This is a genomic window from Streptomyces sp. CBMA29, from assembly GCF_014596445.1.
GTDB lineage: Bacteria > Actinomycetota > Actinomycetes > Streptomycetales > Streptomycetaceae > Actinacidiphila.
Map to the genome: position 1 here is coordinate 1 of NZ_MECL01000062.1, position 24015 is coordinate 24015.

General features: G+C 73.3%; 26 protein-coding genes. 5 read left to right on the forward strand and 21 right to left on the reverse strand.

The window, feature by feature from the left end; all coding sequences use genetic code 11:
• Together BGM09_RS08945 and BGM09_RS08950 are read right to left on the reverse strand one after the other, a co-directional pair.
• Positions 1–1017 (reverse strand): sensor histidine kinase (locus BGM09_RS08945; protein WP_223186540.1); only part of this gene is annotated, 1017 nt, incomplete at its 3' end.
• A 333-nt stretch (positions 1018–1350) separates the two neighbouring features.
• Positions 1351–1992, reverse strand: a complete 642-nt coding sequence (locus BGM09_RS08950; RefSeq protein ID WP_317452601.1) for a GntR family transcriptional regulator — start codon at positions 1990–1992, stop codon at positions 1351–1353.
• A 172-nt stretch (positions 1993–2164) separates the two neighbouring features.
• On the opposite strand from BGM09_RS08950, the gene BGM09_RS08955 reads away from it, so the two are divergent.
• Together BGM09_RS08955 and BGM09_RS08960 are read left to right on the forward strand one after the other, a co-directional pair.
• Positions 2165–3034, forward strand: a complete 870-nt coding sequence (locus BGM09_RS08955; RefSeq protein WP_188280935.1) for a MaoC family dehydratase N-terminal domain-containing protein — start codon at positions 2165–2167, stop codon at positions 3032–3034.
• A gap of 72 nt (positions 3035–3106) precedes the next feature.
• Complete coding sequence (locus tag BGM09_RS08960) at positions 3107–3982, forward strand: HpcH/HpaI aldolase/citrate lyase family protein (protein ID WP_188280936.1); 876 nt, start codon at positions 3107–3109, stop codon at positions 3980–3982.
• A gap of 115 nt (positions 3983–4097) precedes the next feature.
• Here the strand turns inward: BGM09_RS08960 and BGM09_RS08965 are convergent, their stop codons facing one another.
• Both BGM09_RS08965 and BGM09_RS08970 read right to left on the reverse strand, forming a co-directional pair.
• A complete protein-coding gene (locus BGM09_RS08965) occupies positions 4098–4865 on the reverse strand; it encodes an enoyl-CoA hydratase family protein (RefSeq protein ID WP_188280937.1) in 768 nt (255 codons plus the stop codon).
• 239 nt (positions 4866–5104) lie between these two features.
• Positions 5105–6088 (reverse strand): LysR substrate-binding domain-containing protein, encoded by a 984-nt coding sequence (locus BGM09_RS08970; RefSeq protein WP_188280938.1) that lies wholly within the window; start codon positions 6086–6088, stop codon positions 5105–5107.
• Positions 6089–6175: 87 nt separating this feature from the next.
• Between BGM09_RS08970 and BGM09_RS08975 the strand changes: the two genes are divergently transcribed.
• Complete coding sequence (locus BGM09_RS08975) at positions 6176–7618, forward strand: aspartate aminotransferase family protein (protein WP_188280939.1); 1443 nt, start codon at positions 6176–6178, stop codon at positions 7616–7618.
• A 19-nt stretch (positions 7619–7637) separates the two neighbouring features.
• Here the strand turns inward: BGM09_RS08975 and rpsR are convergent, their stop codons facing one another.
• From rpsR to BGM09_RS09055, 16 genes are all read right to left on the reverse strand, one after another.
• On the reverse strand, positions 7638–7901 hold the full coding sequence (gene rpsR / locus BGM09_RS08980; RefSeq protein ID WP_188280940.1) for a 30S ribosomal protein S18: 264 nt from the start codon (positions 7899–7901) through the stop codon (positions 7638–7640).
• Between the two features lie 58 nt (positions 7902–7959).
• The gene (locus BGM09_RS08985; RefSeq protein ID WP_188280941.1) at positions 7960–9120 is read right to left on the reverse strand and encodes a CobW family GTP-binding protein; all 1161 of its coding nucleotides are present in this window, start codon (positions 9118–9120) and stop codon (positions 7960–7962) included.
• Positions 9117–9371 (reverse strand): type B 50S ribosomal protein L31, encoded by a 255-nt coding sequence (locus tag BGM09_RS08990; protein ID WP_188280942.1) that lies wholly within the window; start codon positions 9369–9371, stop codon positions 9117–9119. Before BGM09_RS08990 ends, BGM09_RS08985 begins: the two co-directional genes overlap by 4 nt.
• A 62-nt stretch (positions 9372–9433) precedes the next feature.
• Positions 9434–9604: a 50S ribosomal protein L32 gene (rpmF, locus tag BGM09_RS08995; protein ID WP_188280943.1), complete on the reverse strand. Its 171-nt coding sequence runs from the start codon at positions 9602–9604 to the stop codon at positions 9434–9436.
• Positions 9605–9731: 127 nt separating this feature from the next.
• Complete coding sequence (locus tag BGM09_RS09000) at positions 9732–10805, reverse strand: hypothetical protein (protein ID WP_188280944.1); 1074 nt, start codon at positions 10803–10805, stop codon at positions 9732–9734.
• Between the two features lie 241 nt (positions 10806–11046).
• Positions 11047–11655, reverse strand: coding sequence for a superoxide dismutase (locus BGM09_RS09005; protein ID WP_188280945.1), 609 nt, complete (start codon positions 11653–11655; stop codon positions 11047–11049).
• Between the two features lie 260 nt (positions 11656–11915).
• Positions 11916–13073, reverse strand: coding sequence for a 4-carboxymuconolactone decarboxylase (gene pcaC / locus BGM09_RS09010; protein WP_188280946.1), 1158 nt, complete (start codon positions 13071–13073; stop codon positions 11916–11918).
• Positions 13074–13176: 103 nt separating this feature from the next.
• Positions 13177–14607: a 3-carboxy-cis,cis-muconate cycloisomerase gene (gene pcaB, locus BGM09_RS09015; RefSeq protein WP_188280947.1), complete on the reverse strand. Its 1431-nt coding sequence runs from the start codon at positions 14605–14607 to the stop codon at positions 13177–13179.
• Positions 14594–15199, reverse strand: coding sequence for a protocatechuate 3,4-dioxygenase subunit alpha (pcaG, locus tag BGM09_RS09020; RefSeq protein ID WP_188280948.1), 606 nt, complete (start codon positions 15197–15199; stop codon positions 14594–14596). Before pcaG ends, pcaB begins: the two co-directional genes overlap by 14 nt.
• Positions 15199–15969 carry a protocatechuate 3,4-dioxygenase subunit beta gene (gene pcaH, locus BGM09_RS09025; RefSeq protein WP_188280949.1) on the reverse strand — a complete coding sequence of 257 codons (771 nt, stop codon included), beginning with the start codon at positions 15967–15969 and terminating at the stop codon, positions 15199–15201. The genes pcaG and pcaH overlap by 1 nt, the downstream gene beginning before the upstream one ends.
• Before the next feature lie 4 nt (positions 15970–15973).
• Positions 15974–16663: a 3-oxoacid CoA-transferase subunit B gene (locus tag BGM09_RS09030; protein ID WP_188280950.1), complete on the reverse strand. Its 690-nt coding sequence runs from the start codon at positions 16661–16663 to the stop codon at positions 15974–15976.
• A complete protein-coding gene (locus BGM09_RS09035; protein ID WP_188280951.1) occupies positions 16663–17454 on the reverse strand; it encodes a CoA transferase subunit A in 792 nt (263 codons plus the stop codon). The genes BGM09_RS09030 and BGM09_RS09035 overlap by 1 nt, the downstream gene beginning before the upstream one ends.
• A gap of 97 nt (positions 17455–17551) precedes the next feature.
• Positions 17552–18544 (reverse strand): ABC transporter substrate-binding protein, encoded by a 993-nt coding sequence (locus tag BGM09_RS09040; protein WP_188280952.1) that lies wholly within the window; start codon positions 18542–18544, stop codon positions 17552–17554.
• Between the two features lie 7 nt (positions 18545–18551).
• On the reverse strand, positions 18552–19667 hold the full coding sequence (locus tag BGM09_RS09045; protein ID WP_188280953.1) for an amidohydrolase family protein: 1116 nt from the start codon (positions 19665–19667) through the stop codon (positions 18552–18554).
• Positions 19664–20437 (reverse strand): 4-carboxy-4-hydroxy-2-oxoadipate aldolase/oxaloacetate decarboxylase, encoded by a 774-nt coding sequence (locus BGM09_RS09050; RefSeq protein WP_188280954.1) that lies wholly within the window; start codon positions 20435–20437, stop codon positions 19664–19666. The genes BGM09_RS09045 and BGM09_RS09050 overlap by 4 nt, the downstream gene beginning before the upstream one ends.
• Entirely contained in the window at positions 20434–21552 is a 1119-nt protein-coding gene (locus tag BGM09_RS09055; protein ID WP_188280955.1) for a zinc-dependent alcohol dehydrogenase, read from the reverse strand. Before BGM09_RS09055 ends, BGM09_RS09050 begins: the two co-directional genes overlap by 4 nt.
• Before the next feature lie 105 nt (positions 21553–21657).
• Here BGM09_RS09055 and BGM09_RS09060 point away from each other — a divergent pair, with 105 nt between their 5' ends.
• Both BGM09_RS09060 and BGM09_RS09065 read left to right on the forward strand, forming a co-directional pair.
• Positions 21658–22602 carry an ABC transporter substrate-binding protein gene (locus BGM09_RS09060; RefSeq protein ID WP_188280956.1) on the forward strand — a complete coding sequence of 315 codons (945 nt, stop codon included), beginning with the start codon at positions 21658–21660 and terminating at the stop codon, positions 22600–22602.
• A 48-nt stretch (positions 22603–22650) separates the two neighbouring features.
• The gene (locus BGM09_RS09065; protein ID WP_188280957.1) at positions 22651–23112 is read left to right on the forward strand and encodes an RpiB/LacA/LacB family sugar-phosphate isomerase; all 462 of its coding nucleotides are present in this window, start codon (positions 22651–22653) and stop codon (positions 23110–23112) included.
• Between the two features lie 40 nt (positions 23113–23152).
• On the opposite strand, the gene BGM09_RS09070 is transcribed toward BGM09_RS09065, so the two are convergent.
• A complete protein-coding gene (locus tag BGM09_RS09070) occupies positions 23153–24001 on the reverse strand; it encodes an alpha/beta fold hydrolase (RefSeq protein WP_188280958.1) in 849 nt (282 codons plus the stop codon).
• Positions 24002–24015 lie beyond the last annotated feature (14 nt).

A 24015-nucleotide genomic window follows, 5' to 3' on the forward strand; every position in this document is an offset into this window, starting at 1 on the left:
CTCGGCCAGCGCGGTCAGGCCGCTGCCGCTGCCGAGGCCGGCGACCGCGAGCGCGCCGCCGCTGTCGTGCACCTGGACGACGAGGTCGCCCCGCTCGGCGGTCAGCCGCACCTCCACCGCCGCTCCGGCCGCGTACCGGACGGTGTTCGTCAGCGCCTCGCGGACGACGCGGAAGGCCAGCGAGGCCGCGGCGGGCTCCGCCACGGGTTCCAGGGCGGCGACCGTGCGGGTGTAGCGGACGCCGGGGAAGGCCGCCACCAGCGCGTCGACCTCCTCCAGGCGGCGGGGCACCGCGAGCGCGTCGGCCAGCGCGTCGAGTTCGAGGAGCGCCAACCGCCCCTCGTGGCCCGCGTGCCGGGTGGCCTCCTTCGTCAGGTCCTCACGTCCGAGCCGCAGCGCGGCGGCGGCCGACACCGTGACACCCGTCAGCCGGTGCGCCACCACGTCGTGCAACTCGGCTGCGAAACCCCGGCGTTCGCCGCGCGCGGTGTGCCGGAGCAGGTCCGGGACTCGCAGGGCGTACTCCTCCCGCGCGGAACCGAGAGCCCTGCGCCACCGGCGGGACCGGCCCCGTACCCACACGGCCGCCGCGCCCGCACAGGCCAGCAGGGCGCCTGCCGCCACGATCCGGGGTTCCGCGCCGTGCCACAGGACGAGGCAGCCGACGGTCAGGGCGGCGAGGAGCGCCCCGAGCGCCGACGCGCCCGCGGTACGGCGCAGGGCCAGCGAGTACAGCGCCACGAGCACCGCCGCCACGGTCACCGGCGCCCAGGCCAGGACCCGCGAGACATCCGCGCCCACGACGGCGGCGACCGCGGCGGCCAGTGCCGCGGCCGGGGCGGTACGCCGGAGCGCCATCGCACCGAAGGCGACCGCGACGGCCACCGCGGCCAGCACCGTACGGGTCTGGCCGGGCGACGCGTCCCGTCCCAGTGCGGCCACAGCCCACCAGAGCGCTTGAAGGACGGCCAGGATTCCCGGCACCAGACGCGCGGAGCGCCCGCGATGCTCTCCCATGGCTGGGAGATTACCGGCCGGGTGGCGCCCCGGGCGGAGGGTTCGGGGGCCGTACGACGTCACGCGGCGCGGACGTGGGGCGGACGCGGCGGGGACGCGGGGCGGACGTGGGGCGGACGCGGCGGGGACGCGGGGCGGACGTGGGGCGGGCCTTCCGCCGATGTCCGTCAGGTGCTCGGCGCCGGAGCGGTCGCAGGCGCCACCGCATCGCGTGCGGCTGGGGTGTCGAAGCCGCGCTCAACCGGGTCGACGTGCGCGAGGCCGCGGCCTGACGCCCCCGCTCTGTCGGCGAGGAGTGCGACACCGGCTGCCCGTAGCGGAGTCGGGCCCGCGTCAGCGGCTCTCGTGGTGTCGGGCCAGCAGTTCGCCCGCGTGCCGGACATGGTCGGCCATCGCCGCACGGGCCGCGTCCGGATCGTGGTCCGCCAGCGCGGTCAGGATCGCCTCGTGGTCGTGCGCGGACGCCTGCGTCCAGCCGTCGACGCCGGAGAAGAACATCCGGGGCGCGTAACGCGACGCGGTCCGCAGGAACCACAGCAGGCGCGGGGAGCCCGCGGCCCGGTTGATCTCGCGGTGGAAGAAGTGGTTGAGCTGTTCCACCCGCGCGGCGTCGCCTGCCCGGTGCGCCGCGATGAGCTCCTCCTGGAGCGCCACGAGCCCGTCCAGCGCCTCCGCGGTGAGGCGACGGCTGGCGAGCGCGGCGAGTTCACCCGAGACGAACGCGTGCACCCGGTAGATGTCCTCGATGTCCGAGCGGGACAGCGGCAGTACGAAGAAGCCTCGGTTCGGCTCCAGTTCCACGAATCCCTCGCCGCGCAGCAGACCCATCGCCTCGCGCACCGGCGTGACGCTCAGGCCCAGCCGCTGGGCGAGCGGTTCGAGCCGCAGGAACTCACCCGGCGCGACCCCGCCCGAGACGATCAGATCGCGTACGTACGAGGCGACGTCGTCGGACCTCCGGCGCCCGTCCGTCACCGGCCGCACCCACTCTCTGCGCTGATTCCCTGCCGGGTTCTCCGACGGTTTCCCCTGCTGGGACGGCGTTCACTCTACATCATGTACGATCTGTGAAAATCATATAGGAAAGGTCGGTGGCCATGGCGTCGAGCGTGCGGGTACGCGGCCCGGTCGTGGGCGGGAGAGGCCGTTGACCGCCGCCGAATTCGAGAAGGTCGCCGCCACCTGGCGACCGGAGCCCGCGCAGGTCAGCGGCGCGGTGGAGCGGGGGACCACCGACAAGCTCGCCGCGCTGTTGGACGTGCCTGCCCCCGGGGAGGGCGGCGAACTGCCGCCGCTCTGGCACGAGGTGCTGCTGCGCGACGCCGTCGGGATCGAGCGGATCGGCGCCGACGGACACCCCAAGGGCGGGGCGCTGCTGCCGCCGCTGGCCGACCGGCGGCGGATGTTCGGCGGCGGCACGGTGGAGGTCGTCGCGCCGCTGCGGGTCGGCGACCGCGTCGCCCGGCGCAGCCGCGTCGCCGACGTCCGGGTGCGCGAGGGCCGCTCCGGCGTGCTGCTGCTGGTCACCGAGGAGCACGTCTGGTCGGTCGCGGGCGAGGACCGGATCAGGGAGCGGCGCGACATCGTCTACCGCCGCGCGGCCGACATCGGTCCGCCCGCCGCCACCACCGGCAGCGCGGTGTCCGCGGTGTCCCCGGTCACCCCTTCGGCCGCCCATGTCCCCGACGAGCGCTACCTGTTCGCGTACAGCGCGCTCACCTACAACCTGCACCGCATCCACTACGACGCCCCGTACGCCCGCGAGGTCGAGCACCACCCCGGCCTCGTCGTCCACGGCCCGCTGCTCGCCCTCTGGTGCGCCGAACACGCCCGGCGCCGCCTCGGCGCCGCGCCGGCGCACCTCACCTACCGGCTGACCTCGACGGCTTACGCGGGCCAGGAGGTCACCGTCGGCTCGGCCGGGCGGGAGGACGGCGCCCTGGCCATCGAGTCCTGGTCGCAAGGGCGTTGCTGCGTACGGATGACCGTGCGGGACGCCGCACCCGCCGCCGGCTGAGCTGGCCGCACCGTCGCCGCCGGGCAGTATCGAAGTCGCCACCGGGCACCATCGAAGGAGAGCGGGTCAGCCATGGCACCTTCCGAGGACACCGAGAGCGCCGGCCCGTACGGCGGAGGCGACCGTACGGGTGTCGCGGACGCGCTGGGCCGCGCCCGGTCCTTCCTGTTCGTGCCGGGCGACCGGCCCGAACGGTTCGACCGGGCGCTCGCCAGCGGCGCGGACGCGGTGGTGGTCGACCTGGAGGACGCGGTGCCGCCCGACGCGAAGGAGGCCGCGCTGACCCACGCGACGGCGCTGCTGGGCCGGGCACCCGCCGTGGTGATCCGCGTCAACGACCCCCGCACACCGCGTGGTTCGGCGGATCTGGCGGCGCTCGGCGCGGTGGGCGCACCCGTCGCGGTCCTCGTCCCCAAAGCCGAGGACGCGGCCACGGTCGCGGCGGTCCTGGCCGCCCTGCCGCCCGGCTCCGCCGTGCTCCCGCTGATCGAGACGGCGGTCGGTGTCCTCGACGCCCGGCTGATCGCGGCGGCGCCCGGCGTCGTCCGCCTGGTCTTCGGACACCTCGACCTCTGCGCCCAGTTGGGGCTGCGGCCCGACGACACCGCGCGGCTCGTCCCCGCCAGATTCGCCCTGGTCGCCGCCTCGGCCGCCGCGGGACTGCCCGCCCCCGTGGACGGCGTCTGCACCGAAGTCCGCGACCGCGAAACGGTGTTGGTCCAAGCCCGTGCGTCCCTCGACAGCGGTTTCACCGGCAAGCTGTGCGTCCACCCCGCCCAAGTACCCGCCGTCCACGAGGCCCTCGCCCCCGACCCGGACGAACTGGCCTGGGCCCTGCGGGTCCTCGAGCTCACCACCGAGGACGACGTCACGCTCGTCGACGGCCACATGGTCGACCGCCCCGTCCATCTGCGCGCCCGCTCGATCGCCGCCCGCGCCGATCGGTGACGTGTCGGCGTAGCGGCAGCCGGCGGCAGCGGCAGCGGCAGCCAGCGGCGGACGCGCAGGTCGGCGCCGGGCCACTGGCCACGCCCCGGCGGTCCCGTGGCCGTACCGCGTGGAGTCACCCGGCGGCGCGCCACCGGGGCGGGCGGCGCTCCATGAACGCGCGGATGCCCTCCCGCGCCTCCTCGCTGGCGAACAGCCGCGCCGACAGCGCGGTGAGGTCGCTCGCGTCCGCGGCGATCCGTCGGCGCCGGTCCGCCGTCAGCAACTTCTTCGTCTCGGCGGAACCCTGCGGCGAGGTCTCGCGGACGGCGGCGGTGAACCGGGTGACGACGGCGTCGATCCCGTCGGCCGGGGTCGCCGAGGTGAGCAGACCGATCTGCGCGGCGCGCTCCGCGTCGAAGGTCTCGCCGGTCAGGTAGTAGCGGGCGCCCGCGCGCGGTTCCATGACGTCCAGCGTGCACAGCGAGATGATCGCGGGTGTGACGCCGATTCGCGCCTCGGTGAAGGCGAAGGACGCGCCCTCGTCGGCCACCGCGATGTCGCACGCGCCGACGATGCCCATCCCACCGGCCCGTACGTGCCCGGTGACCCGCGCGATCACCGGCTTGGGCAGCTCCACGATCAGGCCGAGCAGCGAGACGATCGCCTGCGTCGCAGCCGTCATCGAGCCGCCGCCCGCCTCCGACAGGTCGGCGCCCGCGCAGAACGTACGCCCGGTGTGGGTGAGGACGACCGCGCGCACGTCGGCGTCGGCGCCCGAGGCTTCCAGGGCCTCGGTCAGTTCCGCGACCAGCCGGGAGGAGAGCGCGTTGCGGTTGTGCGGCGAGTCGAGAGTGATCGTCGCGACCTGGTCGCGTACGACGTGACGGACGAGCTGCGTCATGGAGGACACCTCGGGTTGGCGGCGGTCGACGGGCCCTGCGGGCGGAACAGATGCTAAGGGCTGTCCCGTAATCCCCGGCGGGCGTGCGACGACAGCTACGGCACCTCGCGGCGTTGGCGGGCTCGTCCGAATACAACCCGGTATGAGGACGACCCTCCGCCTTGCGATGCACCGCATCTGACGCCGCACGCTGATCCACCGCGGATGACGGGACAGCCCTTAGGGCGTGAACGGTGGAGCTACCGGTCGCGGCGCTGGGGAGCCTCGCCGATGTGCGAGCGGTCTGCGCCCGGCGGCCCGGCCACGGAGCCGGACAGAGGTGACGGCAGGGGGAGGTCCGTGATCTGGCGCAGGGCGTCGAGAACGACGTGGACGGCCGCGCGGGGCGGGGAGCCGCGGCGGATCGCGGCGGTGATGGTGCGGGAGACGGGGGTCGCGAGCTCGCGGGTGGCGACGCGGTAGCGGCTGTGGGCCACGGTCAGGCCGGGGAGGAGGGTGATGGAGAGCCCGGCCTCGACGTGCTGGAGCGTCATCATGTAGTTGCTGAAGCGGCAGACCACGCGCGGCTCGAACTGGGCCTGGCGGCACAGCCGCAGGGCCAGCCCGGCCATGTACGACTGCGGCATGTCCAAGGACCACGGCTCGTCCGCGTACGCCGCGAGGTCAGCGGCGCCGCGTCCGGCCGCGGGGTGCTCCGGCGGTACGACCAGCAGGATCGGGTCCCTGGCCAGCGGGACGAGGTCGAGGTCGGGGCCCAGGGGCAGCTCGTCGAAGTCGGTGGTGGTGATGATGATGTCCGCGTCGCCGCCCCGCAGCGCCGGCATGCTCTCGTGCGGCTCCAGTTGCAGCAACTCGACGTCGAGGCGCGGGTGTTCGCGGGCCAGCCGGGTCACGACCGGCACGGCCATGGTGTGGATCGCGCTCTGGAACGCGCCGAGGCGTACGAGTCCGGCCGGCTCCTCGCCGAAACCGTGCAGCTCCGCCTCGACGCTGTCCATGTGGTCGAGGACGGCGCGCGCCCGCCGGGCGAGGATCAGCCCGGCCGAGGTCAGCCGCACCCGGCGCCCGGTGCGTTCCAGTAGTTGCGTACGGGTCTCGGTCTCCAGCACGGCGAGCTGCTGCGACACGCTCGACGGGCTCAGGCTGGCGGCCTGCGCCACGGCCCGGATGGTGCCGAGCGTGTCGAGCTGGGTGAGCAGCCGCAGCCGCCAGGGATTCATCATGGGGTCATTCTTGTGCGGATTCACCGAACAGGACAGCCGGAAATGTGCGATGGACGTGACGCTCGCGGGCCGCCTACCGTCGAGAACATGGCTGCTTCCCGCACTGGCACCCCCACGTCCCCTACTGACACCTCAACCGGCACCTCAACCGGCGCCTTCTCCGGTACGACCGCGGGTACGACCCCCGGCGGGATCACCGGCCCCGCGACCGTCACGTCCGCCCCGCCGTCCGCCGAGAGCTTCTGGGCCGACGCCGAACGGCATCTCGTGCGCTACGGCCCCGAGTTCACCCCCGAGATCATCGAACGCGCCGCCGGAAGCTTCGTGTACGCCGCCGACGGCCGGAAGATCCTGGACTTCACCTCCGGCCAGATGAGCGCGATCCTCGGCCACTCGCACCCGGCGATCGTCGCGACCGTCCGGCGGCAGATCGCGAACCTCGACCACCTCTACAGCGGCATGCTCAGCCGACCGGTCGTCGACCTCGCCCGGCGGCTGTCCGACACCCTGCCCACGCCCCTGGACAAGGTGCTGCTGCTGACGACCGGCGCCGAGTCCAACGAGGCCGCGATCCGGATGGCGAAACTCGTCACCGGCAGGCACGAGATCGTCTCCTTCGCCCGCTCCTGGCACGGCATGACGCAGGCGGCGGCGTCCGCCACGTACAGCGCGGGCCGCAAGGGGTACGGCCCGGCCGCGCCCGGCAACTTCGCCATCCCGGTACCGAACGCGTACCGGCCCGACTTCACCACGCCCGACGGCGCGCTCGACTGGCGCCGCCAACTCGACTTCGCCTTCGACCTGATCGACGCGCAGTCAACCGGCAGCCTGGCCGCGTGCCTGGTCGAGCCGATCCTCAGCTCGGGCGGTGTCATCGAGCCGCCGCCCGGCTACTTCGCGGCCCTGCGCGACAAGTGCCGTGAGCGCGGGATGCTGCTGATCCTGGACGAGGCCCAGACCGGCCTGTGCCGCACCGGAACGTGGTACGCGTTCGAGCGCGACGGCATCGTCCCCGACATCCTCACCCTGTCCAAGACGCTCGGCGCGGGACTGCCGCTGGCGGCCGTCGTGACCAGCGCCGCGATCGAACAGGAGGCGTACGACCGCGGGTTCCTCTTCTTCACCACGCACGCCGCCGACCCGCTCGTGGCGGCCGTCGGCAACACCGTCCTCGATGTCCTGATCGCCGACCAGCTCGACGAACGCGCCCGCGCGCTCGGCGCGTTCCTCCGCGACGGCCTTGCCGAGATCGCCGAACACCACACCGTGGTCGGCGACATCAGGGGCCGCGGCCTGCTGACCGGACTCGAACTCGTCGTCGACCGCGACACGAAGCAGAGCTCCGACGAGCTGGGCGCACGCGTCACCCGCCGCTGCCTCGAACTCGGCCTGCACATGAACATCGTCCAACTCCCGGGCATGGGAGGGGTCTTCCGCATCGCCCCGCCCCTGACCGCCACCGAGGACGAACTCTCCCTCGGCCTGGCCATCCTCGACCAGGCGATCGGCGACGCGTCCGCCACGCTCTGAACCTCACAGGGCGATACACCTAGCGCGGGGAAGCGCTCCCCTTCGGCGGAGTCGAGGCGTAGGGGAGCAGGGCCATCTCGCGGGCGTTCTTGACCGCCCGGGTGACCTGGCGCTGCTGCCGCGCGCTGATCCGGGTGACGCGGCGGCTGCGGATCTTGCCCCGGTCGGAGATGAACCTGCGCAGCAGATCGGTGTCCTTGTAGTCGATGTACTCGATCTTCGCCGCGTCCAGCGGGTTGGGCCGGGGCTTGGGGGCCTTGCGGGGATCGGGGCGGCGGGGCATGGCGGCACTTCCTCGGTCGGTTCGGGTCCCGGCCGCTTCGGCCGGGGGAGAGGGCGTCTCAGGACAGCGGGGAGAGCAGGTCGTCGAAGGCGGCGGGGAGGGTCCGCCATCCGGCGCGGCCGGCCGCGTACTCGGCGTCGGTCAACAGGCAGGAGTCCAGGAGGTCTTCGAGTCCCGACCGGTCGAGGCCGGGAGAGGTGAAGACCAGATGCTGGCAGCGGTCGCCGTGCTCCGGGTCCCAGTCGAGGGCCGCGGCGGCCGTACGGACCGGGGACTCCAGCGCCCAGGCCGCGTCCGGCAGCGACGCCAGCCACGGGCCGACGCTCTCCACGCACAGGGCCCCACCGGCCGCGTCCCACGCCAGGAGCGTGTCGGGCCGGTCCGCGAGCCAGAAGCGGCCACGGCTGCGCGCGGCGGCGCAGACCAGATCCTCCAGCGCCGCGTACAGCCGGCCGGGGTGGAAGGGGCGGCGCCTGCGCCACACCAGGGTGCCGACCCCGGCCTCCTCCGCTTCCTGCGGCAGCCGTGAGCAGGCGGGGTGCTGCGCGGCGGCGGCGCCGGCGACGTCGAAACCGGCGAAGGCCGTCCTGGCCAGTTCGGTGGTGCCCGCCGCCACCTGCCGGGCTGTCGGGTGGAGTTGACGCAACAGGGCGCGCTCCTCGTCGGTCGGCTCCTCGTCCTGGACGACGACCAGCACGGGCGCGTACTCCAACTGGCGTGCCCAGGTGTCGCCGACCGTGCGCCGGTCCTGCGGCGCCACGGCGAGGCCCGCGTCGCCGAGGTCGTCGCCGTTGGCCAGACAGGGCAGGACGAGAGCAGGGTCGAGCGCCGTCATGACGCTGGCCAACTCCAGGAAGCCGGAGCCCAGTTCGGCGATGATCTCGGCCATCCCCTGCGGCTCGACGGAGTCCCACAACTCCACCACCGCGAGCCGCGTCAGACCGCTCGCGGCCAGCCGCTCCAGCTCCGGCACCAGGTCCTCGCGCAGAGCGCAGCACGCGCAGTCGTTGACCAGCGGCGTCTCGCCCTCGGACACGAGGCCGTCGGCGTCGCTCACCGTACGGCGCACGACACCGCGGATCGCGGCCTGCGACAGGTCGTGGTGCAGGGCGACGCTGTCGGGGACCATCGACAGCAACTGCCCGACGACCGTGCGGCGCGCCTCGCCGTGCATACCGGCCACCACGACGACCGGCAGCCGGTCGTACCCCGGCGTCATCGCGGACCCCGCCGCGCGTAACGGCGCTCGAAGCGCTCGACGCGGCCCGCGGTGTCCAGGACGCGGGCGGTGCCGGTGTAGAAGGGGTGGCTGTGCGAGGAGATCTCCACGTCGATGACGGGGTAGGTCAGGCCGTCCTCCCAGACCACCGTCGTGTCGCTGGTGGCGGTGGAGCGGGTGAGGAAGGCGAAGTCGGCGGCCTTGTCGCGGAAGACGACCGGGCCGTACGGGGGATGGATGTCGGGCTTCATGGAGGTGTCCTCGTCGTGAGTCGTCGGCTGCGGATTCCGGGTTCTCCGGCTGCGGCGCCGGGTCAGCGCTCGGGGTCGAGCAGGCCGCGCTCGTAGGCCCTGGCGAGCCGCCGGGGGACCGAATACGCGACGCCGTCGATGGTGACGGGGACCAACTGCGGCGCTACGGCCTTCCATTGGGTGCGCCGGTGCCGGGTGTTGCTGCGGGACATCTTCCGTTTGGGAACGGCCATGACGGTTCTCCGTGAGGTGGGCGGACGGGCGAGCCACCACACTATATGGAGATGGGTATCGTTTTCAATAAGGGGTGCATGGGCGGGCCCGATCCCGGACGCGCCGGTACGCCGTGACCAGGTGCGGTCAGGCCGGTTCCGCGTAGCGGCGGCGGGCGAAGTGCCTGACGATCGGCTCGACCTCGCCGGGATCGCGCAGGCGACGCAGCGCCACCAGGGCGTACGTCTCGTGGCCGTCGACCACGTGGGTGCGCGGCAGGGCGAACCTCTCCCCGGGGACCGGCCAGACCAGCAGCCACGAGTGCTTTTCCGAGGTGTACGGGCGTGGGCCGACGGTGACCGCGGCGATCTGGTCCCAGCGGAAGACGAGTTCGGTGGCGGCGAAGTCGCGCATCGCGATGCCCTCGGGGCCGATCCGCAGGCGCAGCGGACGCAGCCACCGCAAGAAGAGCCAGCCGCTGCCGTACAGACCGCCGAGCCCGGCCAACGGCCCCAGGACGACGGCCTGTTGAGCGCCCCCGACGGGTCCGCCGGAGACCATCCGGAGCGTGGCCAGCGCGCCCACGGCGGTGAGGGCGAGCGCCAGCGCCAGTGGACCGCCCGCCGTCCACCGGGGCGCGAACGCACGCCCTTCCTTCCCCGGCCCCTCGTCGGCCGGACCGAAGGCGCCGACTCCCGGCGCGTCCGCGATCGGGCCGAAGCCGGGTACGAGCGGCGCCGCCGCGCCCGGGGCCACGGCCGGGCGGTACTGATACGGCGCGCCTTCGAAGCGGGTCCCCGCGTACCGCTTCAGCGTGTCGATCAGCACGCCCAGCCCCTGGTCGACCTCGCCGCCGTCGATCAGCGGGTAGCCTCGGCGGCCGTCGGGGAGTGAGCGGACCCGCGGCCCGGGAAGGGTGACACCGGCCGCCGGATAGACGAAGAGTTCGGGGTCGGGGGGCGTCGAGTCGCTGTCCGCCGGTCCGTAGCGCAGCCCGACCCCTTCGATCTCACCCCAGCCCAGCCGGTGCTCATCGAGGGTGATCCCGTACTCGTCCACCCGCAGCCGGAACGGCCGGCTCGCCCTCCGCAGGGACCGCGCGCCCGCGAGGATGGACAACACCGCCAGGAGCAGGGCGATATACGCCGTCTGCCGGGAGTCGCCGCGCGCGAGCACCGCCCATACGACGGCGCCGACCGCCGCCAGCACCCCCCATCCCACCCAGCGTCCGCCGCTCCGGCGAAGCCGCCCGCTCCTGGTGAACTCCACCGTGCCGCCCCCCTGTTGCCGCCCGTCGGCCGCGTGCGTCGCGACGTGTCAGGGGAGACGACGGGAGCGCGCGCGGCAGTTCCTGTCCGCGGGGGAACGGTGGAGGAACGACAGGGGAGCGGCCGGGGGCACCGCCGCGACCGGCGGTGCCCCTGTGGTGTCCGGATGTACGGCGTCCGGCGTGTTGTGCGGGTCAGGCGGTGGTGGCCTTGGCGTAACGGGCGCTGACGTCGGTCCAGTTGACGAGGTCCCAGAGCTTGGTGACGTAGTCGGGGCGGACGTTCTTGTACTGGAGGTAGTAGGCGTGCTCCCAGGCGTCGAAGACCAGCAGCGGGGTGGCGCCGTGGCCGACGTTGCCGTGGTGGTCGTAGACCTGTTCCACGATCAGCCGCTTGCCGAGCGGTTCCCAGGCCAGGACGCCCCAGCCGGAGCCCTGGACGGACGCGGTGGCCGCGGTGAGGTGCTTCTTGAACGCCTCGAATCCGCCGAGGTGCTCCTCGATGGCGGTGGCCAGCGCGCCGTCGGGGCGGTCGCCGCCGTCGGGGGACAGGTTCTCCCAGAAGATCGAGTGCAGGACGTGGCCGGAGAGGTTGAAGGCGAAGGTCTTCTCCAGGCCCACGAGCCGGGCCGGGGCGAGCTGCTCCTTCTCGCGGGCCTCGGCGATCTGCTCCAGCGTGTCGTTGGCGCCCTTGACGTAGGCGGCGTGGTGCTTGGCGTGGTGCAGCTCCAGGATTTCGCCGGTGATGGCCGGTTCCAGAGCGGAGTAGTCGTACGGCATGTCAGGAAGCGCGTAGGTGCCCATCAGGCACGGCCCCTTTCGACAGAGTGAGAATACGTGCCGCGACCCACCCTATGACCTTATTGCGAGAGAGTTGCAATAGCGGCATAGGTGCAGCAGCATGGTGCCGGGCGGGGTCGGCCCGACAGCTTCCCGGGAGAGTCGCTTCCTCGACGCTGATCGTCTTTCCAACCGGCAACCCGCCGGCCGGCCGGTCCCGCCCGCCGACTGTCTCCGCGCCCGCCGCCCGCGCTCCGATGGCGCTGACCGGGGCGGGCGGGGCCCTACTCCGGGCCGCCCAGGCCCAGTTCGGTGAGCACGCGGTCCGCCACCGCGAAGGCGGAGTTGGCGGCGGGCACACCGCAGTAGACGGCCGCTTGGAGGATGACCTCGGCGATCTCCTCGGGCGTCAGCCCGTTGCGGAGGGCGGCGCGGACGTGCAGGGCGAGTTCGTCCTGATGGCCGCCCGCGACGAGGGCCGTGAGGGTGATGGAACTGCGAGTGCGGCGGTCGAGGGTGTCGCCGGTCCAGATCTCGCCCCACGCGTACCGGGTGATGAAGTCCTGGAAGCGTGCGGTGAAGGGGGTCGTACGGGCGATGGCGCGGTCGACGTGCTCGTCGCCGAGGACCGCGCGGCGGACGGCGGTGCCGGTGGCGGCGGACGCCGACGGCGGCGCGAAGTGGGCCAAGAGGGCGGTCGATACGGCGTCCGGCCGCTCCACGTTCGCGAGGTGCGCGGCGCGGGGGATCTCGGTGAGCTGGGCGTCGCGGATGCCGTCGGCGAGGGGGCGGGCGTGGTCGGCGGGCGGCGTGGCGACGTCCTCGCGGCCCGCCAGGACCAGGGTGGGTGCCGTGATCAGGGCGAGGTCGGCGCGGAGGTCGGCCTCGGCCAGCGCCTCGCAGCAGCGGGCATACGCCTCGGGGTCGGCGCGCCGCTGATCCGCCAGGAGGGCGTGCAGCGCGGGCGGCGCGGCCTCGGCATAGGCGGGCGTGAACCATCGCGCGGGCGCGGAGTACGCGAGGTGCCCGGTGCCGTCCGCGCGGGCCGCCGCCGCCCGCACACGCCACCCGTCCGGCGGACCGAAGCGCGCCGAGGAGCAGACCAGGGCGAGCCGGGAGACCCGCTCGGGGTGGTGTGCGGCCACCCACGCGCCGACGGCCCCGCCGAGCGAGATCCCCGCGTACCCGAACGTGCCGGCCCCGACCGCGTCCGCCACCCCCAGCGCCAGCCGCCCGAGGTCGCCCACCGTGCCGCCCACCGGCAGCAGACCGGCGGCGGACCCCCCGTGCCCCGGCAGATCCCACCGCACCACCCGGAAGTGCCGCGCGAGGACCGGAATCTGCGCGTCCCAGACAGCCAGCGACGTGCCGAGCGACGGCCCGAGCAGAAGCACGGGCGCGGCGGCCGGACCGTCCACGCGGTGATACGGGAGGTGAGTCATGAGCGGGCCTCGGGGGTGAGAGGGATGCGGGGGAGGACGCGGTCAGAGCGCTGGGCAACCGGCGCGCCGGCCGGCGTGATGGCGTGGTGGCCCGGACGACGGGTCATGCGTGGCTCTCAAAGCTGAGCGGGGCGCGTCGGAGGGCGCGGTCGGTGAGAGCGGGGGCGGAGCCCGTGGCCAGTGAGGGAGCGGTGAGGCGGCGGAGGCGGGCGGGGGAGAGCGCCGGGCCGAGGACGGGGTCCGCGTCGATCGCCGCCGCGAGGGTGACTCCTTGGTCCGCGACCCGGCGGGACACCTCGGCCAGTCGGCTCTTCGCGGTGTCGCGGCCGACCAGCGGCGCGAGGTGGGCGGCGATCCGCTCGGTGAGCAGCAGGCCGCCGGTCAGGTCGAGATTGGCCCGCATGCGCTCGGGGAAGACCACCAGCCCCGCGCACATCGCGGCCGTCGCCTCGGCCGCTCCGCCCGTCAGCCGCAGCGCCTGCCGTAGCGGCTGCCACTCGGCGTGCCAAGCCCCGGCCGGGCGCTCGTCCTCCGCCGCCAGTGCCTCGAACAACACGCCCGCCAGCGCGGGCACTTGGCGTGCGACCGACGCGATGAGGGTGGCCCGCACCGGGTTCCTCTTGTGCGGCATCGCCGACGAGCCGCCGCCCGCCCCCTCCGCGACCTCGCCGATCTCGGTCCGTCCCAACACCAGCACATCGGCGGCGAGTTTGCCCAGCGCGCCCGCGCAGAAGGCGAGAGCGGCGCCCAGGTCCGCCACGGGCGTCCGCAGCACGTGCCACGGCAACTCCGGCTCCGCGAGGCCCAGTTCGTCCGCGAAGGCCGCCACCAGCGGGAGCCCCACGTCGCATGCCCCCACGCCTGAGACCCCCGCGTCATGCGCGAAGGCGGCCAGCGTCCCCGCCGCGCCGCCCAACTGCGCGGGCAGCGACCGGCGGACCCGGACCAGCCGGTCGTGCGCGTCCAGAACGAGCGAACGCCAGCCCGCCGCCTTGAGACCGAAGGTGGTCGGCACCGCGTGCTGGGTGAGGGTGCGGCCCGGCATGAGGGTGGCGCGGTGCCGGGCCGCGAGCGCGCCGAGGGTGTCGGCGGCTCGCCGCAGATCGGCGGTGAGCCCGTTCAGGGCGCGGTCGGCGACCAGCATCAGCGCGGTGTCGAGGATGTCCTGGCTGGTCGCGCCCCGATGGACGAACTCGCCGTGTTCCGGGACCCGTTCGGCCACCGCCCGGCTGAGGTCGGCGACCAGCGGGATCACCGGATTGCCCCCGGAGCGTGCGCGCAGCGCGAGCGAGCGGATGTCGAAGTGCTCGGCGCGGGCCACGGACGTCACCGTCTCGCCCGCTCCGGCGGGCGCCGCGCCGAGTCGGCACCGCGCCCGGACCAGCCCGGCCTCCGCGTCGAGCAGGGCTTGCAGCACGGCCCGGTCGCCGGTCGCCGCCTCCGCCGCCGTACCGACCGCCGAAGGCGCCAGCAGCCCGTCGTCCCAGCCGCCACCGTGGGCCGGGGCCCCGCCGGCGCCCTCACCCGAAGTCAAGGAAGACCGTCTCCTTCCCGCCCCGGAGGCTCCCGGCCTGGAAGCTCCCGCTCTGGAGGCTCCCGCCCTGGAGGCGGATGTCGAAGCGGTACGTCACCCCGTCCGCCGCGCGCCGCGCGATCAGCGTGTCGCGCCGGTCCTCGGGCACGGCGGCCAGGACGGCGTCGTCGATGTTGGGCGGGCCGACGTACGCGCGGGTGAAGAGGTGGTGGGTGAGCCCGCGCGCGAAGACGCAGACGCAGAGGTACGGGGCCGCGGCGGGCGGGCGGAGGGTACGGACCTCCCAGTGGCCCTCGGCGTCGGTGGCCACCCGGGCGAAGCCGGTGAAGTCGGTGCTGCGGCGACCGGCGAAGCCGCCGGTGACGGGGTCGCGGCGCAGGGAGCCGGAGCGGCCGGTGAGGGTGCCGTCGGGGGCCGCCTGCCAGGTCTCCAGGAGCGCGTCGGGCAGCGGCTCGCCGGCGCCGTCGTACACCTGCCCGTGCAGGGTGATCGCGTCCGGGTGGCCGTACGGGACGAGGTCGCCGCCGCCGGGGAACGGCAGCGCGTAGCCGTAGAAGGGGCCCACGGTCTGGGAGGGCGTGGGGAGCGGCATCAGCGGACCTCCTCGGGTTCCGGCAGGGTGGCGGCCGGGCCGTCCAGGACGATGTCCCAGCGGTAGCCGAGCGACCACTCGGGCGTGGACAGGCCGTGGTCGTACGCGGCGACGAGCCGGTCACGCGCGGCCGGGTCCGTGACGGAGTGGAGTATCGGGTCGTACGGGAAGAGCGGATCGCCGGGGAAGTACATCTGCGTGATCAGTCGCTGAGTGAAAGCGGCGCCGAACAGCGAGAAGTGGATGTGCGCGGGCCGCCAGGCGTTGAGGTGGTTGCGCCACGGATACGCGCCCGGCTTGACGGTGGTGAAGCGGTAGCCGCCCTGACCGTCCGTCAGGCAGCGTCCGACGCCGGTGAAGTGCGGGTCGAGCGGCGCCGGGTGCTGGTCGCGCTGGTGGGCGTAGCGGCCTGAGGCGTTGGCCTGCCAGATCTCGACGAGCTGTCCGGCGACGGGACGGCCTCGGCGGTCCCGTACGCGCCCGGAGACGGTGATGCGCTCGCCGAGCGGCTCGCCGGTGTGCTGCCGGGTCAAGTCCGCGTCCAGCTCTGTGACATCGGTGCGGCCGAAGACCGGGCCGTGCAGTTCGGCGGCCTCCGGGTCCGCGCCGGTCCGGATCAGCGGCTGGTGCGGATGGCGCAGCGCGCTGCTGCGGTAGGGGGCGAAGTCACGTGCCGGGTGCGGGGATTGAGGCCCGGTTCCGGACGCGGCGGCGATCTCCGCGCTGATCTGCTCCTGCGTCGGCAGGCCCTGCACGCCGGACGGGGTCATCGGTTCACCTCGGACGGATCGGGAAGACGGACGGATCGGGGAAGCGGTCGCGCGGACCGGTGGCGGGGACGCGCAGCGCCGCGCCCGTCGCGCGCCGCACCTCGTCGGGTGTGACGCCTGGCGCGGTCTCGGCCAGGACGAAGCCCTCAGGGCCGATGTCGATCACGGCGAGGTCGGTGACGACGCGGTCGACGCAGGCCCGCCCGGTCAACGGGAGGGAGCACTCCTCGACGAGCTTCGCGGAACCGTCCTTGGCGACGTGGTCCATGAGCGCGAGCACGCGGCGGGCGCCGTGCACGAGGTCCATCGCCCCGCCCATGCCCTTGATCATCCGACCGGGGACCGACCAGTTGGCGAGGTCGCCGCGCGCGGAGACCTGAAGGGCGCCGAGGACCGCGATATCGACGTGACCGCCGCGGATCATGCCGAAGGACAGCGCCGAGTCGAAGAACGCGGCGCCGGGCAGCACGGTGACGGTCTCCTTGCCCGCGTTGATCAGATCGGGGTCGACGTCGTCCTCGGCCGGATAGGGCCCCACTCCGAGCAGCCCGTTCTCCGAGTGCACGACCACGTCCACGCCGGGCGGCAGCAGACCGGGGATCAGCGTGGGCAGGCCGATGCCCAGATTGACGTACGAACCGTCGGTCAGCTCAGCCGCGGCGCGGGCGGCCATCTCCTCGCGCGTCCAGGCCATCAGTCCCGCACCGCCCCGGCGCCGCTGACGGTGGCGGGCGCGGTGACCGTACGCCGCTCCACCGGCTTGTCCGCCGCCTGCTCGCGCGTCAGCGGCAGCACGCGCTGGACGAAGATCCCCGGCAGGTGGACGGCGTCGGGGTCCAGCTCACCGGGCTCCACCAGCTCCTCGACCTCGGCGATCGTCACCCGGCCCGCCATCGCCGCCAGCGGATTGAAGTTGCGGGCCGCCTTGGCGAAGACCAGATTGCCGTGCCGGTCGCCCCTGGCCGCCCTGACCAGCGCGAAGTCGGTGGTGATGGCGCGCTCCAGTACGTGGTCGCGGCCGTCGAAGGCTCTGACGTCCTTGGCGGGGGAGGCCACGGCCACCGACCCGTCGGGGGCGTAGCGCCAGGGCAGCCCGCCCTCGGCGACCTGGGTGCCGACCCCGGCGGGCGTGTAGAAGGCGGGGATACCGCAGCCGCCCGCCCGCAGCCGCTCGGCGAGCGTGCCCTGCGGGATCAGCTCGACCTCCAGTTCGCCACGGAGATACTGCCGGGCGAATTCCTTGTTCCGGCCGACGTAGGAGCCGGTGACGCGGGCGATCCGGCCCGCGGCGAGCAGGACGCCGAGACCCGCGCCGTCCGCCCCGCAGTTGTTGGACACGACGCTCAACTCCCGTGCGCCCGAGGCGTGCACGGCCGCGATGAGCACACTCGGCACCCCGCTGACACCGAAGCCCCCGACGGCGAGCGACGCGCCGTCCGGCACATCGCCCACCGCCTCGGCGGCCACGCGTACGACCTTGTCCATGGCGGGCCCTCCCGTCCTGGCCGCCCGTGGCGCGGGCGGCGGCTTGTGCTGACATCGGCGCCGGACCGCCCCTCGGGCGGGCGGCGTACGGGCGGGCTCAGATGACCGCCGACTCCAGGGACTCCGGTGCGAACAGCTCCTGCGGCGACAACAGCCGTGCCGACAGGCCCTGTTCGCGGTGGTAGCGCAGGAACGTCGACAGCGTGTGATGGTTCCGCTCCACCCCGTACGACCAGTAGTCCGCGCCCAACACCTCTCGCGCCTCTTCGAGTTGCGGGGTCAGCCACGGCAGCATGAAGCGCAGCGCGGAGGTGTCGTAGAGCGTCGCGTACGCCGCGTCCTTGGCCGCGAGGAGCGCCTTGAACAGGGACTGCGCGACCCACGGGTGACGCTCGTACACATCACGGCGGATCACGACCACATGCATGATGGGGAAGATGCCGGTGTCCGCGTAGTACTCCTTCTCGGCGGCCACGACGTCGGGGAACACCCGTCGTACGCGCGGGTCCCCGGCCGCGAAGGGGCCCGGCACGCGCGGGGTGACCAGGGCGTCGATCTCGCCGTCGGCGAGCATCGCGGAGAGCGTACGGCCCTCGGGCGCGCGGCTGATCCGTACCGAGTCCGGCAGGTCGACCTTCGCCTTCTCGATCCGCCCCGCGCTCTCCTGACCGCCCGTCACATGGCTGACGGAGTCGAAGGGGACGCCGTGCCGGTCACCGAGGACGCCGCGCATCCACACGCAGGCGGTGAGCTGGTACTCGGGCGTGCCGACCACCTTGCCGCGCAAGTCCTCGGGCGAGGAGATGCCGGAGTCGGCGTGGCAGTACAGCGAACTGTGCCGGAACATCCGTGAGGTGAAGACCGGCAGCGCCACGAACGGGGAAGGGTCGGCGCGCAGCGAGAGCACGTACGACGACAGCGACATCTCCGCGACCTCGAACTCCCGGTGCCGCAGCATCCGGAAGAACGTCTCCTCGACGGGCAGCCGCAGATACGTCAGATCGATCCCGTCCGCGCGGACCGTCCCCTCGGCCAGGGCGCGGGTGCGGTCGTAGTCGCCGCACGCGAAGGTGAGGTGCAGTGGGGCCATGGCCGGTCTACCTGCCTTCCGAAGCCGAAGCCGAAGCCGAAGCCGAAGCCGAAGCCGAAGCCGAAGCCGAAGCCGAAGCCGACGTTGATGCTGGTGCTGATGCGGGTCCTTGCGCAATCAGCCGCGCGTCCAACAGGGGATAGACGCGGCGGGCGTTGCCCTCGAAGACCTGGCGCCGCTGCTCGGGGTTGAGACCGGCGCGGTCGACGTAGTGCTTGGTGTCGTCCCAGGCGACGCCGGTGTCCGGGTCGGCACCGCGCACGGCGCCCAGCATCTCCGAGGCGAAGAGCACGTTGTCCGCGCCGACGACCCGGTGCAGCAGGTCGATCCCGGGCTGGTGGTACACGCACGTGTCGAAGTAGACGTTGCGCAGCAGGAGTTCGGCCGGGTCGGGCCGTCCCATCCGCATGGCCAGCCCCCGGTAGCGGCCCCAGTGGTACGGCACCGCCCCGCCGCCGTGCGGGATCACGAACCGCAGCGCGGGGAAGCGGGCGAAGAGGTCACCCTGGAGCAACTGCATGAACACCGAGGTGTCGGCGTTGAGATAGTGCGCGCCCAGTGTGTGGAAGCTCGGGTTGCACGACGTCGACACATGGATCATCGCCGGGACGTCCAGCTCGGTCATCGTCTCGTAGAGCGGGAACCAGTACGGGTCGGTGAGCGGCGGGGACGTCCAGTGGCCGCCGGACGGGTCCGGGTTGAGATTGCACCCGACGAACCCCAACTCATCGACGCAACGGCGCAGTTCGGCCGCCGCGTCGTCCAGCGGGCTGCCGGGCGTCTGCGGCAACTGGCAGACCCCGGCGAAGTGCCGGGGAAGGAGTTCGGTGACCCGGTGGACCAGGTCGTTGCTCGCCGCCGCCCACGCGCGGGCGGTCCCCGCGTCCGGCACATGGTGCTCCATGCCGGACGCCTTGGGGGAGAAGAGCATCAGGTCGCCGTCGCGCTCACGCAGCACCTTCAACTGGTTCTCGCTGACGCTCTCGCGGATCGCGTCGTCACTGATCGCGGCGGGCGTCGGCACGGGGAGCCGGTCGTCGGCGAGCGCGGCGAGCTGCGCGTCGCGGAACGCCTGGAGCTGCGGCGGCGCGGTGGTGTAGTGCCCGTGGATGTCGATGATCACCGGTCGGCGTCCCGTCCGCCAGCGGCCCGGCCACCGGCAGCGCCGGCCTCCGCGGCTTCTGCGGCAGCGGCCGGCGCCTGCGAGGACCCCGGCTCCGCGTCCACGTACGTCAACCCCTTGCGGGCCAGCCGCTCCCGCATCGCGTGGACGTCGAGGCCGAGTTCACCGCGCGCGTACCGCTCGCGCAGCGTCTCCTCACGGCGCTCCCGCGCCTCGGCCGCCGCCAGCACCTCGGCGGCGCGCAGCCGCGAGACGACGACCACACCGTCGTCGTCCGCGACGATCACATCGCCGGGGTCGACCCGCCGACCGCCGCACACCACACCGGTGTTGACGTCGCCCAGCGTCTCCTTCACCGTCCCGAAGGCGCTGATGTGCCGTGCCCACACCGGGAAACCCATCCGGTGCAGCTCCGCCACATCGCGGCATCCGGCGTCGATGACCAGCCCCCGCACCCCGCGCGCCGCGACCGACGCGGCCAGCAGATCGCCGAAGTACCCCGCCTCCGAAGGGGAGGTGGGGGCCACCACCAGGATGTCGCCGTCCCGGCACTGCTCGACGGCCACATGGATCATCCAGTTGTCGCCCGGCGGCACGCTGACCGTCACGGCGGTGCCCGAGATCCGCGCGCCCGGCCAGACCGGCCGCAGGGCGGGGGAGAGCAGCCCCGTACGCCCCTGCGCCTCGTGGACGGTGGCGACGCCGTAGCCGCCGAGCGCGTCCGCCGTGGCCCGGTCGGCGCGCGCCGGGTCGCGGACCACGACGCTCACGCCGTCGCCGCCCAGGGCAGCAGGGAGACGTGCACGACGTCCTCGGCGCCCTCACCGCCGACGGCCCGGATGGCGCGGTCGGTGTCCGCGAGGGTGAAGGAGTGGGTGCTCAGCCGCTCCAGCGGGAAACGGCCGGACGCGAGCTGTTCCAGGGCGAGTTCGCAGGACCGGTAGCTGTGGCCGCGGGCGCTCTTGACGCTGATGGACTTCTCGGTGACCTTCTTCAGCGGGAAGTCGGGGAAGGCGGCCAGCTCGCCCTGGACCACCATGGTGCCCTCGCGGCGCTTGAGCGCGTCCACGCCGAGCAGCACCGGGGCGGTGCCCGCGCCCGATGTGCAGTCCAGCACCACATCGACACCCCGGCCGCCGGTGATCTCCATGATCCGGGTCAGCGCGTCCTCCCGCGCCACGTCGATGACGTGGTCGGCGCCCAGGTCCTTGGCGAGCAGCAGGCGTGCGCTGTCGCGCGTCGTGCCGGTGACGATGATCAAGGAGGCGCCGGCCTGCTTGCAGGCGACGACCTGGGACAGGCCCTGCTGCCCCGGGCCCTGGATCAGGACGGTGGAGGCGTAGCCGACTCCGGCGGTGACCAGCGCCCACTCGATGCCGTTCGACAACGGGGTGACCAGACCGGCCAGTTCGGCGGAGACGCCGTCGGGGACGTGGTGTGTCACCGCGTTCCACGGCAGGTAGAGGTACTGCGAGAAGCCGCCCCACAGGCGGCCCGGGTTGTCGGCGGAGGTGTAGCCGTAACGCCGGGCGTCGGGGTTCGTACGCCAGTCGGTCGCCTCGCAGTGCCGGTACTCGCCCCGGTGGCACCACTCGCAGCGGAAGCAGCCCACGTAGTGCTCGACGAAGATCCGGTCGCCCTCGGCCAGGCCCTTGCGCTCGCTGAAGGCGCGGCCCGCCTTGGCGATGACGCCCACGTTCTCGTGGCCCATGATCACCGGGTCGGCGAACGGCGGCTTGGCGTACATCTTGACGTCCGTACCGCAGATCCCGGCGACCTCGACCTTCAGCAGGGCGCCGTCGTCGGGCACGTCCGGCATCGGGAATTCGCGCAGCTCGGTCGTGCCCGGCGCGGTTCTGACCGCCGCCAGCACCTGCTCTGCCATGGCCTCTCCTCAGTGTCGTCGCAACGCCGTCCCGACGTCGTCGGCCGGTTGGGGACGCACACGTTACTCTATGGCCTGATGGTCTGACCATGCTACCTTTCGTGCATGGTCGAACCCGTGCTCAGGACCGTGACCCGCACCCAGGGCGCCAACGTCGCGCTGAAGGACGGGACGGTGACGCCCGACGGCTGCCGCCTGGAATTCGAGGACGTGCCGGTGCTCGTGCACGCCTTCCGGCGGATGGTGCGCGGCCTCGAATTCGACGTCAGCGAAATGGCGTTGACCACCTATCTGGTGGCGAAGGCGCACGGCGCCGCCTTCACGGCGCTGCCCGCGTTCCTGGTCCGCGGCTTCCACCACGGCGCGATCCTGCACAATCCGGCGGCCTCCGGCCTGCGCGGCCCCGAGGACCTGACCGGCCGCAGGGTCGGCGTGAACCGCGGCTATACGGTGACGACGGGCGTCTGGGCGCGGGCCGTGCTGCGCTCCGAGTTCGGTGTCGACCTCGACCGGGTGACCTGGGTGCTCTCCGGCGACGAGCACGTGGCCGCGTACCGCCCGCCCGCCAACGTCGAGTCGATGCCCCCCGGCCGCACCCTGGAGGAGATGGCCGTCAGCGGCGAACTCGCCGCCGTCATCGGCGTGGACGCCACCGCCCCCGAACTGGTCCCGCTCGTCCCGGAACCCGAGCGCGCGGCCGTCACGGCCCTGCTCAAGCACGGCATGTATCCGGTCAACCACCTCGTCGTGGTCAAGGACGACCTGCTCGCGCGGCACCCCGGCCTCGGCGCCGACCTCCTGCGCGCCTTCACCCGGGCCAAGGACCTCTACGTGGAACGGCTGCGGGCAGGCGCCGTCGTGGAACCGGCCAAGGCCGACCGTATGTACGCCCGCGTCATGGAGATGACCGGCGGCGCGGACCCGCTCCCGTACGGCGTCGCGCCCAACCGGGACGTACTGGAAGCGCTCATGCGGCACGCGGTCGACCAGCGGATCCTGGAGCGCCCCATGCCCCTGGAGGAACTCTTCGCCGAAGGTACTCGGGACTGACGGAGCGTCTGGAAGCCTGATTTACAGGCCAGTTGAGGAGACACCACGATGCGCATCGCCATCGCCGCCGACCACAACGGCATCGCGCTGAAGGCCAGGCTGACCGGCTGGCTGACCCGGAACGGCCACACGGTCGACGACCGCGGCGGCCATGCGGTGGACGGCGCGGTGGTGGACTACCCGCCGCTGTGCGCCGACGTGTGCCTCCAGGTGGTGCGCGGCGCCGCCGACCGCGGCATCGTGCTCGGCGGCAGCGGCCTCGGCGAGACCATCGCCTGCAACAAGATCCGCGGGGTGCGGGCCGGGCTCTGCCACGATGTGTGGAGCGCCGGGATCTCGCGGGGGAACAACGACGCGAATGTGCTGGTCCTGGCCGCCAAGGTGCTGACGCCTGAAGCGGCGGAGGAGATCGCGGCGGCTTGGCTGGACACCGCCTTCAAGGGCGGTGCGCACCAGCGGCGGCTCGACCAGATCGCCCGCCTGGAACGGGGAGAGGCGCACCTCGGCTGAGGCCGAAACCGAGGAACGGACGGCTCCTTCGCGCGCCGGCCTACGACCCGGCGAGGAAGTCCAGCACGCGGTCCGGCGCGTTCGCCCCGGTCTGCTCCGCCACCGGCATGTCCCAGAACTCCGCCCCGGACAGGCACTCCTGGAGGTAGCGGGCGGCCGAGGGCGCGTGCGAGTCGTCCTGGCCCGGCACGATGAGCGCCGGGGTGTCGAGCCGCAGCAGATCCTCCGGCTCAGGACCCGGCACCGTGTCCCGGTCGAACAGCAGCCGCGCCATCCCGGCCACCGCCGCCTGATACCGGTCGGGGTCGTAGCGCGCGTAGAGCCCCGCGAAGGCGTCGTGCCGCCGGATCACCCCGGCCCAGGGCCCCACGCGCGGATCGGCGGTGAAGCCCGCCTCCGACTCCCGCGCCAGCGCGACGACGTGGCCCAGACCGTGCTCCTGCGCGTACGCCAGGTGCCGGGTGAACCTGGCGTGCTGCTTCATCCGGTACCTCACACCGCCCGCGGGGGAGTAGAGCACCATGCTCAGCACCCGCTCCGGATGCGCCACCGCCGTCGCCGCGACCGTCGAACAGCCGACGCAGCCGCCCATCAGATGGGCCTGCGAGATGCCGAGCCGGTCGAGCAGCCCGATGCCCTGCGCCACGTAGTCGGCCCAGGAGATCCGCTCCAACCGGCCGCCGGAGCGCCCCGATTCGCGCCGGTCGAAGGTGACGCAGGTGTACTTCTCGGTGAGTCGGTCGAGCAGTCCGAGCCGCCGGTAGACGCCCACCGTGCGCCAGCTCTCCAGACTGGAGTCGAACCCGCCGGGCGAGAACATCAACAGCGGCGGCCCGGACCCCGCCACCTCGTAGCGGGTGGAGATCCCGTCGATGACGGCGGTGGGCATACGGATCGCTCCTC

What these genes read in the sequence shown, in the direction of transcription:
- rpmF (WP_188280943.1), bottom strand. Translation starts at nt 9,604, where the DNA reads ATGGCCGTTCCCAAACGGAAGATGTCCCGCAGCAACACCCGGCACCGG.
- BGM09_RS09055 (WP_188280955.1), bottom strand. Translation starts at nt 21,552, where the DNA reads ATGGCAGAGCAGGTGCTGGCGGCGGTCAGAACCGCGCCGGGCACGACC.
- BGM09_RS09035 (WP_188280951.1), bottom strand. Translation starts at nt 17,454, where the DNA reads ATGGACAAGGTCGTACGCGTGGCCGCCGAGGCGGTGGGCGATGTGCCG.
- BGM09_RS09065 (WP_188280957.1), top strand. Translation starts at nt 22,651, where the DNA reads ATGCGCATCGCCATCGCCGCCGACCACAACGGCATCGCGCTGAAGGCC.
- BGM09_RS08970 (WP_188280938.1), bottom strand. Translation starts at nt 6,088, where the DNA reads ATGATGAATCCCTGGCGGCTGCGGCTGCTCACCCAGCTCGACACGCTC.
- pcaG (WP_188280948.1), bottom strand. Translation starts at nt 15,199, where the DNA reads ATGCCGCTCCCCACGCCCTCCCAGACCGTGGGCCCCTTCTACGGCTAC.
- BGM09_RS09030 (WP_188280950.1), bottom strand. Translation starts at nt 16,663, where the DNA reads ATGGCCTGGACGCGCGAGGAGATGGCCGCCCGCGCCGCGGCTGAGCTG.
- BGM09_RS08965 (WP_188280937.1), bottom strand. Translation starts at nt 4,865, where the DNA reads ATGACGCAGCTCGTCCGTCACGTCGTACGCGACCAGGTCGCGACGATC.
- BGM09_RS09040 (WP_188280952.1), bottom strand. Translation starts at nt 18,544, where the DNA reads ATGGCCCCACTGCACCTCACCTTCGCGTGCGGCGACTACGACCGCACC.
- BGM09_RS08990 (WP_188280942.1), bottom strand. Translation starts at nt 9,371, where the DNA reads ATGAAGCCCGACATCCATCCCCCGTACGGCCCGGTCGTCTTCCGCGAC.
- BGM09_RS09060 (WP_188280956.1), top strand. Translation starts at nt 21,658, where the DNA reads ATGGTCGAACCCGTGCTCAGGACCGTGACCCGCACCCAGGGCGCCAAC.
- BGM09_RS08985 (WP_188280941.1), bottom strand. Translation starts at nt 9,120, where the DNA reads ATGACGCCGGGGTACGACCGGCTGCCGGTCGTCGTGGTGGCCGGTATG.
- BGM09_RS09070 (WP_188280958.1), bottom strand. Translation starts at nt 24,001, where the DNA reads ATGCCCACCGCCGTCATCGACGGGATCTCCACCCGCTACGAGGTGGCG.
- BGM09_RS09005 (WP_188280945.1), bottom strand. Translation starts at nt 11,655, where the DNA reads ATGGGCACCTACGCGCTTCCTGACATGCCGTACGACTACTCCGCTCTG.
- BGM09_RS08960 (WP_188280936.1), top strand. Translation starts at nt 3,107, where the DNA reads ATGGCACCTTCCGAGGACACCGAGAGCGCCGGCCCGTACGGCGGAGGC.
- pcaC (WP_188280946.1), bottom strand. Translation starts at nt 13,073, where the DNA reads ATGACTCACCTCCCGTATCACCGCGTGGACGGTCCGGCCGCCGCGCCC.
- pcaH (WP_188280949.1), bottom strand. Translation starts at nt 15,969, where the DNA reads ATGACCCCGTCCGGCGTGCAGGGCCTGCCGACGCAGGAGCAGATCAGC.
- rpsR (WP_188280940.1), bottom strand. Translation starts at nt 7,901, where the DNA reads ATGCCCCGCCGCCCCGATCCCCGCAAGGCCCCCAAGCCCCGGCCCAAC.
- BGM09_RS08975 (WP_188280939.1), top strand. Translation starts at nt 6,176, where the DNA reads ATGGCTGCTTCCCGCACTGGCACCCCCACGTCCCCTACTGACACCTCA.